11 protein-coding genes are annotated in these 13,579 nt (G+C 47.5%); 3 read left to right on the top strand and 8 right to left on the bottom strand.

Annotation, left to right across the window (positions count from 1 at the left end; genetic code table 11):
• Positions 1-42: 42 nt before the first annotated feature.
• From IXB28_RS01955 to IXB28_RS01945, 3 genes are all read right to left on the bottom strand, one after another.
• The gene (locus IXB28_RS01955) at positions 43-705 is read right to left on the bottom strand and encodes a COP23 domain-containing protein (protein WP_407659125.1); all 663 of its coding nucleotides are present in this window, start codon (positions 703-705) and stop codon (positions 43-45) included.
• 264 nt (positions 706-969) lie between these two features.
• Positions 970-1,437 (bottom strand): YchJ family protein, encoded by a 468-nt coding sequence (locus IXB28_RS01950; protein ID WP_215616869.1) that lies wholly within the window; start codon positions 1,435-1,437, stop codon positions 970-972.
• Positions 1,438-1,528: 91 nt separating this feature from the next.
• Positions 1,529-1,867, bottom strand: coding sequence for a ribbon-helix-helix domain-containing protein (locus IXB28_RS01945; RefSeq protein WP_215616868.1), 339 nt, complete (start codon positions 1,865-1,867; stop codon positions 1,529-1,531).
• 1,165 nt (positions 1,868-3,032) lie between these two features.
• Between IXB28_RS01945 and IXB28_RS01940 the strand changes: the two genes are divergently transcribed.
• A complete protein-coding gene (locus IXB28_RS01940; RefSeq protein WP_215616867.1) occupies positions 3,033-3,431 on the top strand; it encodes a hypothetical protein in 399 nt (132 codons plus the stop codon).
• A gap of 211 nt (positions 3,432-3,642) precedes the next feature.
• Here the strand turns inward: IXB28_RS01940 and IXB28_RS01935 are convergent, their stop codons facing one another.
• Together IXB28_RS01935 and msrP are read right to left on the bottom strand one after the other, a co-directional pair.
• On the bottom strand, positions 3,643-3,867 hold the full coding sequence (locus tag IXB28_RS01935; protein WP_215616866.1) for a hypothetical protein: 225 nt from the start codon (positions 3,865-3,867) through the stop codon (positions 3,643-3,645).
• Positions 3,868-3,920: 53 nt separating this feature from the next.
• Entirely contained in the window at positions 3,921-4,904 is a 984-nt protein-coding gene (gene msrP, locus IXB28_RS01930; RefSeq protein WP_215616865.1) for a protein-methionine-sulfoxide reductase catalytic subunit MsrP, read from the bottom strand.
• A gap of 162 nt (positions 4,905-5,066) precedes the next feature.
• Here msrP and bchI point away from each other — a divergent pair, with 162 nt between their 5' ends.
• Both bchI and ruvC read left to right on the top strand, forming a co-directional pair.
• Positions 5,067-6,146 carry a magnesium chelatase ATPase subunit I gene (gene bchI / locus IXB28_RS01925; protein WP_215616864.1) on the top strand — a complete coding sequence of 360 codons (1,080 nt, stop codon included), beginning with the start codon at positions 5,067-5,069 and terminating at the stop codon, positions 6,144-6,146.
• Entirely contained in the window at positions 6,147-6,641 is a 495-nt protein-coding gene (gene ruvC, locus IXB28_RS01920) for a crossover junction endodeoxyribonuclease RuvC (protein WP_215616863.1), read from the top strand.
• A 40-nt stretch (positions 6,642-6,681) separates the two neighbouring features.
• On the opposite strand, the gene IXB28_RS01915 is transcribed toward ruvC, so the two are convergent.
• From IXB28_RS01915 to IXB28_RS01905, 3 genes are read right to left on the bottom strand one after another with little or no spacing between them, the layout of a single operon-like run.
• Positions 6,682-9,450: a hybrid sensor histidine kinase/response regulator gene (locus IXB28_RS01915; protein ID WP_215616862.1), complete on the bottom strand. Its 2,769-nt coding sequence runs from the start codon at positions 9,448-9,450 to the stop codon at positions 6,682-6,684.
• A 30-nt stretch (positions 9,451-9,480) separates the two neighbouring features.
• Entirely contained in the window at positions 9,481-13,086 is a 3,606-nt protein-coding gene (locus tag IXB28_RS01910) for a GAF domain-containing protein (RefSeq protein WP_215616861.1), read from the bottom strand.
• 3 nt (positions 13,087-13,089) lie between these two features.
• On the bottom strand, positions 13,090-13,572 hold the full coding sequence (locus IXB28_RS01905) for a chemotaxis protein CheW (RefSeq protein ID WP_215616860.1): 483 nt from the start codon (positions 13,570-13,572) through the stop codon (positions 13,090-13,092).
• Positions 13,573-13,579 lie beyond the last annotated feature (7 nt).

Below are 13,579 nucleotides of genomic sequence, written 5' to 3'. Positions count from 1 at the left end.
GCCTTAATCTGCTGCGTCAATCTTCTCTGAAACTGTATTGCTTTAGCGAAAATTGTCAGGGCTTAATAATTGCTTCGAGGGTGTTAAGTATTCCCCCGTACCACCGTCAGCAGGGTCTAAATAGGGCTTTAAATAAATACCAGATGCTCTTTGGCGCTGAGGTGTTTGTCCAGACAACACATTGCCCAGCGTCTCTGCGATTGAACTATTCCAGACCTCTGAGTCGAACAGCTCCGTTTCTGGCAATTGGGTGCCGCCCACAAATGTATTGACTCCACTCGTTGAAGTCCCACTGTCTGCCAAGGTAATATTCGAAAAAACAGCATCACGAGTGGCCGTGGGATCTTGCCCAGGGGGAACCGTGAAGACAATTCTACAAGACTCTAAATTGTCTTCAGTGGTTGCACATACGGTGTTATAGCCATTCTCGACATCGGTCCGCAGTTCCACTAAGCCATCCGGTCGATATTCTTCTAAACGAGCGCTGATCGTTTCACACCGTCGTTGTGGAGTCCAACCACCTCCCATGGCAGTTGGCACGGCCCAGGGATAAGCTTGTCCCGGTTCACTTTTAGGACGATACATGACTGTGTATGAGCCATTTTGCAGTTCACAGGTGAAGCGAGAGCTAAGGGGAGCCGCATCGGCCTCTCCATTATTGGCAAGGGCGACTTCTACCATCGGGCCCGACACAGAACCCATCATGACCAAAACACTAGCTTTAGCCACGGTGCATCCCTTCAATGAGGTTAATATCTGGCCGCAGCTTTGAAGAGACGTGATCCAACCCATGGTTTTATTCCTTGCGCAAAACTAACTCAATACCTGTTTACTAACGCTAACCTAGCGCGCTTCCTCCAATTCTGAGTGAGGACCAGTGCGTAAATTGTCTACGTGGTTAGACTCGTCTTTTTAAGTTTTTCCCAACTATGGCCACGCATGGGTGCAGTGTTCTACCCCCGCAGGGTCTTAGCCATGACAGTGCTTGAACTTTTTGCCACTGCCACACCAGCAGGGCTGATTTCGCTTGGGTAATATGGGCGGTAACATTTCGCCATCGACATAAAACCAGCGATTATTTTCCTTTATAAAGCGTGAACGTTCGTGCAGTTGTCCCCATTCCGGCTGACTATGGACCGCCATAAATTCCACATAGCCATTGGTGTGGTTTTTGCCGCCCTGCTGGGTCCTGACCACCGTAAGGTATTCCCACACGGTAGAACGCACACTTCTAATTAAATTAATACGATCATCAAACTGACGTTTGGATGGATGCCGCGTGTCAACTAAGTAGTTCACATTGCCTTTGCAATAGGCAACATATCGCGATCGCATCAAAGCCTCGGCAGTTGGTGCTACAGATGCATTCACCAAAAATGGTTCGCAGCAACTGCCATAGGACTGTTGACTACCACAAGGACACAGATTAGAGGACATAAGGTTGCATTGCCCCCACAGTCGTTGAACTATTAGACATAAGACCACTCTAATTTGTTCTTATATCCGATAAATCTACGATAGCGGTTACCTAATCAACTTCTAGGCTATCAATACATAACGGCACAAGCTCGTGGTCTGTTGTGAACGCTATCCACATCTCTTCCTCGGGCTCAATCGTTTCACCCGTAAGGGCGCATCGTTCGGGGCGCTGTGCTTCAGCAGCCATAATCGCTCGAATTTGCTGACGCTGAATTTGGAACCCTGGATCATCGGAGTGCTGGCGCACGTAGTCCCACAAAATCTCACGTACTAAGGACTGATAGCCACGGCTGCCGGCAAGCGTCTTCAATTTGTCAATGAGCTCTCGCTCAAAGCGAATACTAGTGACTTGCATATCAGTGGTGGGCAGTTTTGTATTTAGGCTCATTAATCGTATTAGAGAACTGTAATATGGACTTCTATACTACAAGCAGTAGCGTAGAGAAAGGCTGACCTTATACTCTAGAGTGTACCGCTCCTTTGGGAAGTTGCCAGTAGCTAATATGCTGATTTTAGCCGTAGATGAGTTGCATATCTGTTGCAATCTTGAGTAATCATACGATTTAGATAGGATCCGTGATCTTTATATTCCTATAAGGAATTAGGTATGTAGCTTATTCATAATAATCACGTATTCCTTGTATGTAGTGTCACTCAGCTGTGGTACGTCTTTTAGAAGATATATTGGGAACACATTTGTCCATTTTTGGTCAGGCGTTTAACCCGTTTTTTTGGTCTGGTGCATGGGCTTACGGTGTATGGGCTTACGTTTAAAGGATTTTAGGGGAAGCAGGGGGGATGTCAGCCAATGTGCGTAGTTCTTTAAACATCCTTTTAATTTAGATGTCAAATCGATGTAGGTATCAAAAAAAGTTGTTGTAATACGGTTTGCGCGTAATCTTTGTTACGCGTTGTTCATCTCTTTGGGAAGATTGTTCCCAAACCCATCAAACTTATTTGACTTAAGTACTTTTGGCTGAAAAAAATTAGTCAAATATACGAAATATGTTGCAGTGCTGCTGTAGCTATAGGTGGTGCTCGTTTGAGGAGGCTGCCATGGTTTTTCCTGGCTGTATAGGCTCATCAAATCATGATTGCCTTTCTACGCCGTCAGATGTGCTTGGGGCATCGTGGGCAATCGTCCTCGGTTGGTGCCCAGCATCTAACGGCGTAGTTTGTCTAGAAACGCCAGTGTTAGCATTGGCCCAATAGAGCTGAAAGCCTTTTGCACAGCAGCCAATAAAAGGGCGCTGTAGCTAATATCACTGATGTGCAGGAAGGCTTACTGTCACGCTTTAGTCCATTGATGTACCCACAATTAAGAGATGCTTACGTTAAGCTGATTGCTGATGTTCCTGTAGAGTCCGTATTTGGTGATATAGGCTACTTAAGAAACCAAACTTCTGATACAGGGGTCTTTTGACTTGAGTCGCATTGTAATGAGCTAGTGTCCGTAGCCAATGCAGAATGATGTATTGCTCCGGTTCCATGGCATGTTCACAGAATTTGTCATGTTATTGCTCGAATTTGTCCATTAGCTGACAGGGATCGCCATGACTATTAATCGGCAAGTGCCTTACCTGATTGGGGATAACAAAAAGCAATCCTATGCTGGTCGCTTACATCAGCGGCTAGATGAGGCGATGCAGGAGGGTACCGAAGTTCAGGTACGCCTTCCTTGGGGTGGTTTGAGCGGTGTTCCCGTGTATCTAGATGAAACCTGCGTTGAAATTGTCTACGTACATGTGTACGAGCCCGATGAGGATGACGAGCCCGATGATGAGGTTTCCCGTCGAACTGTATGGCTCGTGCGCCTGGAGGAAATCAGTGCTGTTTCCTTTGTTAGTGATAGCTGGTCTAAGGACCGTCTAGAAAAACTATTCATTCCAGAAGACGGGAAGGATGAAAGCAATTCGACCCAGGAGCTGGGCACTGAAGATTCCACGGATTAAAATCCGGTTTTGGCTTCAGGTGTAATGGCTTGAGTCGGGTGGGTGGCTGATATCAGCCACCCACCCGCTTGCATATGGGGGCGTATCAACCCTCCATATGCAAGCGGGTGCAAGGGCGGAGCGCTTACTATTGCTGGTAAAGATGTGCTTTAGGCGAGAGTTAGCGATGGCATTTGCTAGAACCGCCCATACTCTTAAGGGGTAAAGCTAATTAAGGGGTAAAGCTAAACTTTTGCTGTACCCATTGCTTTGCCCGTGTAATAGCTTCGCGGCGACTGTAGGCTTTGGGCACGGCCACAGCACTCCCGGTTTCGTAATCAATCCAAGCGGTATAGATTTTGACCCCCAAATGCGTGCCAGTGGTAATTTGAATAGTTACCCCACGGTAGGGAAAGGCAACTGCGGTCTTAATGTAGTCTGGATCGGCAATGTGCATAGATCGATGCGTCTGATCTTGCTATCTGTCTAAAGCAATGCAATGGGCGTAGCTTACGTATATAAATCTGCTACATATTCGCCATAGCCGTTATAAATAACTGTGTCCTGTTTTACCCAGTCCCATGATTCGCCTTCCCCTACTAGGCGTTCACGCTTCTGTGACCAGCGGGGATGAGCCACATCCGGTTCCACATTGGCTTCAAATTTATACTCATTGGGGGAAATAGTATTCCAATAGGTGGTAGGTTGCTCGGCTACAAAATCAATTTTGACAATGGATTTTGCCCCTTTGAAGCCATATTTCCACGGCAGCACCATGCGGATCGGTGCACCGTGTTGTTTTGGCATCGTGCGACCATAAATGCCGACAGCAAAAAATGCTAAATCGTTAGCCATTTCCTCAATGCGAAGCCCCTCATGGTAAGGCCAGGGTAAGTTCGAAAATGAAATGGCTGGGCCTTCTGTAATTTGTTCGTCATAAAAGGATTCAAACCGCACAAATTTGGCGTCTGACTGGGGTTCTACGTCCTCCAGAATTTTTTTCATGGGAAACCCGATCCATGGGACGACCATGGCCCATGCTTCAACGCAGCGAAAACGATAAATGCGCTCTTCTAATGCAAATTTATTGTATAGATCGTCTAAATCGTAAGTTTTTGGGTTTTTGACGAGTCCAGAGACCTCTAACTTCCAAGGGTCGGTCGGTAGTTTTTGGGCATTAGCCCAAATATTTTTAGTTAGGCCAAACTCATAAAAATTGTTGTAGCGACTGGCGAACTGCTGATTGGTGAGCGGTCGATTGGCATTACTGAAGGTGCTGTTGACTGTGAAATTGTCTATCGGTTCACCGAACGTCTTTTCTAAGGCTTCTGCCCCTTGGGCGCTCAATTGCCGACCACGGCAGCTCGTGGCCGCTATCCCTAGGCCAACGCCAGCCAAATTTTTGATAAAGCGGCGGCGGTTGAGGTAGGCCTTCTCAGGTGTTGCTAATTTTTCGGGGAGTTGCCAGTTGGGACGAATGTGGATAAAGCTCATGGTGTAGCGGACACAGCGGGAAGATAAGCAAGTAAATTCATTCGCCGTCAGCTTAACCTATTCTTCTGAGTCTCAAATTAGCAGAGGCTGAATAACGTCATTAGCCGCACTGTGGCACAATTAAACCTAGTCGTTAAAATACCTAGCGTTTTAAAAAGCCCTGTGAGTACTGCTACCTCTAACCGGCGTGCCGTTTTCCCCTTTACTGCGGTAATTGGCCAAGAAGATATGAAGCTGGCCCTGATCTTGAATGTGATTGATCCTAAGATCGGCGGTGTGATGATTATGGGCGATCGCGGTACTGGTAAATCCACGACTATTCGTGCCTTAGCGGATCTTTTACCCGAAATCAGTGTGGTGGAAAACGATCCGTTTAATCGAGCGCCTGAGGACCCTGAGGTGAAGCGCGAGTTTGAAGGCCAAGGGATACCTGAAGGTAGGATGAAGGTGCCGATGGTAGATTTGCCGCTGGGAGCGACTGAAGATCGCGTATGCGGCACAATTGACATTGAAAAAGCCCTTTCTGAAGGGGTGAAAGCGTTTGAGCCCGGTCTACTTGCTAAGGCCAATCGCGGTTTGCTGTATGTAGATGAAGTCAATCTTTTGGATGACCACTTGGTGGATGTGCTGCTGGATTCTGCGGCGTCTGGGCGTAACACCGTAGAGCGTGAGGGCATTTCTATTCGCCACCCTGCTCAATTTGTTTTAATCGGTTCAGGTAACCCTGAGGAAGGTGAACTCCGCCCGCAGTTGCTAGACCGTTTTGGCATGCATGCTGAAATTCGGACAGTGAAGGAGCCTGCGCAGCGAGTGCAAATCGTTGAGCAGCGTTCTGAATTTGATCAAGATCCGGATGCGTTTCTGGATAAATATCAGGCTGAACAAACCGCACTGCAGGAAAAAATCGTTAGCGCGCAGCAGCGGTTGAAGGAAGTCACCATCGATCATGAGTATCGTGTCCAGATTTCCCAGGTATGTTCTGAGCTCGATGTTGATGGTTTGCGGGGCGATATTGTATCCAACCGGGCTGCGAAAGCCCTGGCTGCCTATGAAGGCCGTACAGAAGTAACGCTGGACGATATTCAAACCGTTATTGCTTTGTGTCTGCGTCATCGGCTGCGGAAAGACCCTCTAGAGTCGATTGACTCTGGTTATAAGGTTGAAAAAACCTTTGGCAATATTTTTGGTGTGACTATTCCAGATCCATCGACCAATGGCCGTACCCCTGTGGGCGCACGATAAATGCGTAAACGAATCCTGGGATTGGATCCAGGCTTAGCCATCCTGGGATTCGGTATTCTTGAATATGATCCAGCGACCACTAGAAATTTGAACCCAGACTTGCAGGTGGTTGATTTTGGGGTGATTGAAACTCCGGCTGGGACGGAGGTTGGTTCACGGCTATGTACGATTTATGATGATCTTAATAGTCTGATTGAGACGTATAAGCCTGATTCGGTCTCAATTGAAAAGTTGTTTTTTTATCGCATGGGCAATACGATTTTGGTGGCCCAGGCACGTGGTGTGATGATGTTGGTGTTAGCCCAGCATAGTTTGCCGTTTATAGAATTTACCCCTGCGCAAATAAAACAGGCTTTAACGGGCTATGGCAATGCGGATAAGCAGGATGTGCAAGAAGCGGTGCAGCGAGAATTAAAGCTGCAAGTGATACCTCGTCCTGATGATGCTGCGGACGCTCTTGCGGTCGCTGTAACTGGTTGGATGAATCTTCTGTGAGCTGCTGGCTTCTTTGCTATGTGCCTAAGATGGCCAAAAGCTAGACTGCTGGGCTTTGCTGATGCTCGTTTAGACAATTCTGTAGAACTTGTAGTAGTTCTTTATCGAGATAAGGTTTAGTCATATAGGCAGAGGCCCCTAACTGTTTAGCAAGCAAGCGATATTGGTCGCTATTGCGATAGGTGAGCATGATGATGGGAATGGTGAGGCCACTGCGTCGACATCGACTGAGGAGCTCGATTCCGCTCATGTGGGGCATTTCGATGTCACAGATGATGGCAGATGTATCAGAATTTTGTTCTAACAGGGGGAGGGCTTCTTGGCCATCTTTGGCTTGAATAACTCGATAGCCGTTTTTGTGTAGCGTTAGTGCTAGAACACTACGGATTGTCAACGAATCATCGACAATCATGATGGTGGGGATAAATGTATTTTCTATAGATGGCTGGGTAATCGATAGCTTGGGAATTTGTGGATAGCGCAACTGGAGGCAGCGTTCTACTAAAACATTGCCATTCAATACGGGTAGAAGTTGTCCGTCGCCCAAAATAACGGCTCCCTGTAAGTAGTCAGGGGGCGTGATGAAACTATCATCTAGCGCTTTTGTTACCAGTTCTTGCTGGCTTAAAATCTCGTCAACGCGTAGGGCGACATAGGCTTCTCCATCTCCAATAATCAGAATATGAAAGCTACTGGCCGTATTGTCTATGGCCACTTGCTCGACGGCGCTAGGTCCCAGCCATCCTAATGCTTCGCGACTGACTGAGGGTAAAGGATAGCGATAGGTTAAAAGATGGAATAGGGTGTAGAGGGGAACTTTTTGTTGTTTCCAAAGATAGTAGATTTGATTTTTTTCGGATTTGAGCCGTTTGGGTGTGGCATAGGTTAAGGCCACAATGGTGTCTACAGCAAGGGCATATAGCTGTTGTTGGCTGCGAAAGAGAAGTAGTTTTGTAACTGACGTATTCGCGGGTAAGCGTAAGGTAAAACGTGTACTGCTTCCGGTTTTTGAGCTGACCCGGACGGAGCCTTGACAATCATTGATTTGGGAGCGGACGGCATATAGACCCACTCCACGGCCAGATATTTGGCTAACGGTGGCGGCTGTTGAGAAGTTAGGTTGAAAGAGATAATCGTGCAAATGTTGGTTGGGTACGGAGTCGGCTTCTTCCGGTGCTAACCATCCTTTTGCTACAATTTTGCTACGAATGGTTTCGACATCAATGCCTCGACCGTCATCTTCTACTTCTATGTAGATGGTATATCCTTGGCGTTTGACTCGGATGGCAATGGTTGCTGGCAAAGACTTTTGAGCAGCCTGACGGATCTCATTGGGTTCAATGCCATGGTCAATGGCATTGCGAATCAAATGCAGGAGGGGCTCATAGAGTTTCTCGAGGATTGTTTTATTGACTAGGGTGGTGTCGCCTGTAATTAGCAGTCTGATGGATTTGTTTTGTTGTTGGGATAGCTGTCGTACTATGCGGGGAAATTGATTGAGGACAACGCTGATGGGCACCATTTGTGCCTGTAATAGTTGGTTTTGTGCTTGTTTAAGTTGCTTGTGATGTTGCTTGAGTAAATGCTGGTGTTGTTGATAAACCAGGTTAAAGTCTTTAAAGAATTCCCCTAGTTGTGACATTTCGGCAGACATGTCTTGGAGGTCTGCTTGTAGTCGCTTATATTTTTGTTGTTGTATACGATATCGTAAGCTGCTTTCTGTATCTTCCTCGGAGAGGGTGTTTTGAGCCGATATGTAGCGATGCTGTAGGTTTATGAGCAGTTGTTTTAGTCGAAACAGTGACCGCTCACCCACAACTAAGGTCTCCTTAGATTGAGTTTGATGTGCCATTAGGCGACTGTCAAGGGTGACCATTTCTCCGACTAAGTCGTTGATGCTAGTCCATTGTTGTTCATCATTTTGTGATGATAATAAAATCGGTCCTGTGGGACTGATGGGTGGTGATGGGAGGCGTGCCTCACTGCTGATCTGGGTTTCTAGCGTTTCTTCGGCGGCGAAACTTTCGGGTGTTGGTTCAGTGTCTGGAGGGGCCACAACGTTGGCTAGGGATGCTAATGCCTGGGATGGGGTGCCCCCCTCATTGCGGTCTCCTTCTATTACTAGGCTTTTGGCAGCGGTGAAGTCATTGAGCGCAACTGTACCAATGGTGTCAAATTGTTGGGGTTCTTGTTCGAGGGCGGTTAGGGTGGTGGTTGCGATCGCAATAAACCCTGGCAAATTGGCAATCTCACCAATGCCCTGAAGAATCTCCACCTGAATTTTAAAGGTTTCTAGACGCGCGGGTATGGTCTGATCCGTTAGCAGTTGTTTTAATCGTTGTAGGCCTTTAGTGACATCCTCCTTGAATAAAACATGAACTACATCCATCTCTGGAGCATCATCTGTTTCCGGTGTAGGAATCTGTTGATTTAGGGCATCAAGGACCGGTTGCCCCTGTAGTAAAACGCTGTGGCTACTGCCGCCCTTCACTTCCTCTACAACCGCAGCCTTTAAATAATCTAGGGCTTGGAGCAATAGCTCTTCTGTCGCGAGGGCGATCGGTAGAGGTTGCTCGGCTAAGACCTTGAGGCAGCTTTCCAAATGGTGCGCATAGTCTTGGATTGCATCCATGCTGGCACAAGCTGCACCACCCTTAATGGAGTGGGTGGTGCACATCAGATTCCAGATATGGTCTATCTCAGTACTTTGGTGTAAGTTAAGAAACCCTGATTCTAGTGCCTGTAATAACTCAGGTACTTCTTGCAAAAAGAACTGATATGACTCCTCAGGACGAAAGTCTGACACCATAGGTCAACAAATATGGCAGTGAAAAAACAGTTAATGAACCTTAAATTGGTCAATCCTTGCCTGGAGTCGATTAGCCACATCGAGTAGCTGTTGGAAAGAGTCTGCCACGCTGACAGCAAGGTGGGAATTCTCTTGAGAGATCTGTCTGACATCTTGCACAGTGTGGGACACCGAGGTCGCCGCCTGATTTTGTACGAGGGTTGCTTGGGCAATAGCTTCCACTAGGATGCGGATTTCGCCACCTAGGGTAGAAATGGAATTCAATCGCTGTCTCGATGTTTCCACAAGGCCCATGCTTTCAGTCACGTCTTCACTCCAGGATTCCATGGTGCTCACCACCTGATTGGTTTCCGTTTGGATTTCCTCCACCAAGGTTTCAATCTCTCGAGTGGCAACGGTGGATTGTTCAGCCAGGGATCTCACTTCTTCTGCCACAATGCCAAACCCTTGACTCTGATCTCCAGAACTATTCGCTTCAATTGAGGCATTGAGCGCCAGCACATTAGTTTGGCCTGCTAAATCTCGAATCAGATTGACCACGCGGGAAATATTTTGTGAGGCTTCTCCTAGCCGCTTAACCTGTTGCGCCGTTTCTTCTACTTTAGTCTGTAGTAAAGAAATTGAATCTACCGCCCGATTCATGGCCTGATCGCCTGCTTGGAAGACCTGATCCGCTTGTTGCACCTTTAACTGTGCACTTTGGGCATTGCTATCGACCTGTTGAATCTCATTGGCAATCGCCTCTACTGTTTGCATCGCTTCGGCGAGTTCGTCCGATTGGCGTAATGTTGCTTTAGAAAGCTTTGCCACATTAATTTGATTACCATCCGCTGTTTGGGTCATGGTTTCCGATGCCAGTCGGACTTCTTGAACAAGCTGTTGTAAGTGTTCAATCGACTCATTCAAGAAAGAGGCAAAAATGCCAATATCGCCTTCTGGAACGATGGCGCGGGCCCTTAAATCGCCCTTGAAAGCAACTTCCAAAGACTGTCTTAAGTCTGTGAGCTGATGCTGAATTGTTTCACGCTGGTGACGCTGCTGTGACGATACCTGTTCTGCTGTGTGGCGAGCATTTTCCAGCTCAGATATAAAATCTAAGTGCCCCAAGGCATATTCAGTTTGTGTCGCGAGTTCTGATAGAAACTCGATGTCAGCTTGGGTCCAGACCCTGGCGCCGTCACAATGGTGCGCAATTAAAAGTCCATACAGTTCCCCCTGCATGCGAATAGGTGCCACGAGATTTGCTTTGACGTCATACTGCTCTAGTGTGCGGATGTGACAATCGGACAGGCCAGGTTCCTGATAAATATCGTTGATTGGCCGTACTCGACCGTTGCGATACAGGTCGACATACCGGCCTTTGAAGCATGGATCAAAGATTTTTGTATTTAAGACCCTCGGCCAGCGCTCTGAAGAAACGGCTTCGTGGGTCATGGTCCCACTCCAGTCATCATTAAACCGGTATATGAGCAACCGGTTGGTGCGTAGCATTTTAATGCCACCTTCCAGGACTATCCGCATGACGGCATCCACGTCTAGAGACTGTCTGGTTCTAAAGGCAATGTCGCCAAAGAGGCGGGAGCGTTCCACCGAACTTTCGAGGTCTCTGAGTGAATGGAGATGTTCAAGGGCATAGCCTAGCTGTGTAGACGTTTGTGCCACAATATCCAGGTCTTCTGATGTCCAGGTTCGCGGTGCCGAGCACTGATGGGCAATCAGTAATCCAAACAGTTCATCCTTCAGTCGCAATGGCGCAATTAAGTTCGCTTTGACCTCATATTTTTCCAGTAGGCGCACATGGCATTCTGTCAGCCCTGGCTCTTTGCGAATATTGTTGATGCCGCGCACTCTGCCATTGCGATATAGATCGACATAGCGCCCTCGAAAACAGGGATCATCAATTTTTTCGTTGAGGACTGACATAAAGTCACTGCCCACGGATTCTGCCACCATAGTGCCAGTCCAGTCGGGGTTGAATTTATAAACCATGACTCGATCTGTCGAGAGTAACTGGCGTAACCCTTTGACGGTCGACTTAAAGAGGTCGTCGAGGTCATTTGTTTGTCGAGCTCGGAAGGCGATATCTCCTAGAAACCATGCGTGGCTTGCGCTAGCAGTTTTCTGTTGATTTTGGATGATGAAGTCTAATTGATACTCAATTTCTGTTGCTACTTGGGAGGTGAGACTCAGTTCATCCTCTGACCAATATCGAGCATCTCTGCAATGGTGGGCAATCATTAATCCCACGAGTTGATCATTCCAACGAACGGGCACGACTAAATTGGCTCGTACTCGATATTGTTCCAGCATCCGAATGTGGCAATCGGTTAAGCCTGGTTCTTTGTATATGTCTGCAATGGCTCGCGTGCGACCATCTTTATATTGAGCTGCGTGGCGTTGGTGAAAGCAGGGATCGCCAATAGTTTCGTCTAAGGAGGCTGGATAGCGTGGATCCACCGATTCTGCCACGATGGTTCCAGACCAATCTGGGTTAAACCAATAAATGACGACTCGGTCGGTATCGAGCAAGTCCCGTAACCCTTCGACTGCGGTTTCGAATAAAATATGGCGCTCAGGTATTTGCCGTACTCTGAAGGCCAGCATGCTCAACAATTGAGCCTGACGGTTTTGTTGAGCATATTGCTGGGTTTGAGTGAGGAAGCCAATGTGGTACTCAACTTCGGTCACTATTTGAGTCATCATGTTTAGCTCAGTGTCTGCCCAGGATCTAGGGGCACGACAATGATGGGCAATTAGTAGGCCATATAAGGCGTCATTTTGGCGAATAGGCACCACGAGATTAGCCCGCACCCGATATTGTTCCAGCATGCGGATGTGGCAATCGGTTAAGCCTGGTTCTTCGTAAATGTCGGCAATAGCTCTGGTGCGACCATTGGCATATTGAACCGCGTGACGTTGATGAAAGCAGGGATCTCCAATTGTTTCATCCAGGGACGCTGGGTACTGAGGATTCACAGATTCAGCAATAATGGTCCCAGACCAGTCGGGATTAAAGCGATAGACAATGACTCGATCGGTATCTAATAAGTCGCGCAGCCCTTTTACAAGCGTTTCAAACAGGACGGATTGTTCCGGGATTTGTCTGACTCGAAAGGCTAGCATGCTTAACAGCTGATACTGTTGAGCTATCTGGTCTTTTTGTTGTGTTATGTCGGCTAATTGGGCAGACAATCGATTATTGTCCACTTCCAATAGGTCCATCTCGTCATATTTTAATGTCTGATAAAGCTCAGTTGAGGAGCGACGTCGGGAAATAATTAAGCTACCCACAAGCGCTGTGACAATGCTTCCTAATAAAGCGCCCACTAAAGGCTGCTTGAGCCACAGCATCAGGGCCGCAATACCAATCACTAGGGGTAAGCTGAATAAAATGGTCAACAACAGGACTTGCCAACGTGGTCCTCTTTGAAGATGAGGGGGCATATTTTGGGGCGTTACTGGCTCCTGTTCAGTTGCTTCGGGGCTTTTGGCCCCAACTTGGGTGATAGTTGCTAGTTGTTTTTGGGGGGCAGCTACGTCCATGTTTGCTTCGGCTGCATTGGTGGAGAGCGGCGAATAGTCTTTCTCTGCTTGATCCCCGCCGTTATTGGGTTGTGGGTAGTGGTTAGAATTCATGGCCTATACTGTCATTTCGTTGTTTTTCAAGAGGTCAAACATTTTGCTGCTTTGTAGGGACAGCATGGTGACATTATTGTCGGTATAGATACCATTGATGCACCAATTTAAGCGTTGGACTCCTGGGTTCTGGTAGTCCTTTTGGAGTTGCCCCTCCTTGAATGTGACCATTTGCCCTAATTGGTGGACGGCAAATCCGATGGTTTGCTGCTGGGCGCGTAAAAAAATAATGCTACAGACTTGGCGGGTATTGGCTAGGTAGAGGGGGGTTAGGTCTAGTAAGCACGGTAAGTCAATAATCCAAACGGGGTGGCTACGATAGTTGTAGATGCCCATGGTCGCTGGGGGGGTATCTGGAATAGGCGCAATGCAGTTGGTTTGAATTGTTGTGAGACCGATTAATTCGTTGACTGAGATGACGGCTTGTAGCTGGGAGGTTAAGCGAAAACTCAGCATCGATTGAGTTTCAGATGGTTGCGATCGCATAAAAATA

Origin of the sequence: Leptothoe kymatousa TAU-MAC 1615 (genome assembly GCF_018739865.1) — a bacterium.
In the GTDB taxonomy this organism is placed as follows: Bacteria; Cyanobacteriota; Cyanobacteriia; order Phormidesmidales; family Phormidesmidaceae; genus Leptothoe; species Leptothoe kymatousa.
This window is presented reverse-complemented; position numbering and strand designations above follow the sequence as displayed.

What these genes read in the sequence shown, in the direction of transcription:
- IXB28_RS01940 (WP_215616867.1), top strand. Translation starts at nt 3,033, where the DNA reads ATGACTATTAATCGGCAAGTGCCTTACCTGATTGGGGATAACAAAAAG.
- IXB28_RS01945 (WP_215616868.1), bottom strand. Translation starts at nt 1,867, where the DNA reads ATGAGCCTAAATACAAAACTGCCCACCACTGATATGCAAGTCACTAGT.
- IXB28_RS01905 (WP_215616860.1), bottom strand. Translation starts at nt 13,572, where the DNA reads ATGCGATCGCAACCATCTGAAACTCAATCGATGCTGAGTTTTCGCTTA.
- IXB28_RS01955 (WP_407659125.1), bottom strand. Translation starts at nt 705, where the DNA reads ATGATGGGTTCTGTGTCGGGCCCGATGGTAGAAGTCGCCCTTGCCAAT.
- msrP (WP_215616865.1), bottom strand. Translation starts at nt 4,904, where the DNA reads ATGAGCTTTATCCACATTCGTCCCAACTGGCAACTCCCCGAAAAATTA.
- IXB28_RS01935 (WP_215616866.1), bottom strand. Translation starts at nt 3,867, where the DNA reads ATGCACATTGCCGATCCAGACTACATTAAGACCGCAGTTGCCTTTCCC.
- ruvC (WP_215616863.1), top strand. Translation starts at nt 6,147, where the DNA reads ATGCGTAAACGAATCCTGGGATTGGATCCAGGCTTAGCCATCCTGGGA.
- IXB28_RS01915 (WP_215616862.1), bottom strand. Translation starts at nt 9,450, where the DNA reads ATGGTGTCAGACTTTCGTCCTGAGGAGTCATATCAGTTCTTTTTGCAA.
- IXB28_RS01910 (WP_215616861.1), bottom strand. Translation starts at nt 13,086, where the DNA reads ATGAATTCTAACCACTACCCACAACCCAATAACGGCGGGGATCAAGCA.
- IXB28_RS01950 (WP_215616869.1), bottom strand. Translation starts at nt 1,437, where the DNA reads ATGTCCTCTAATCTGTGTCCTTGTGGTAGTCAACAGTCCTATGGCAGT.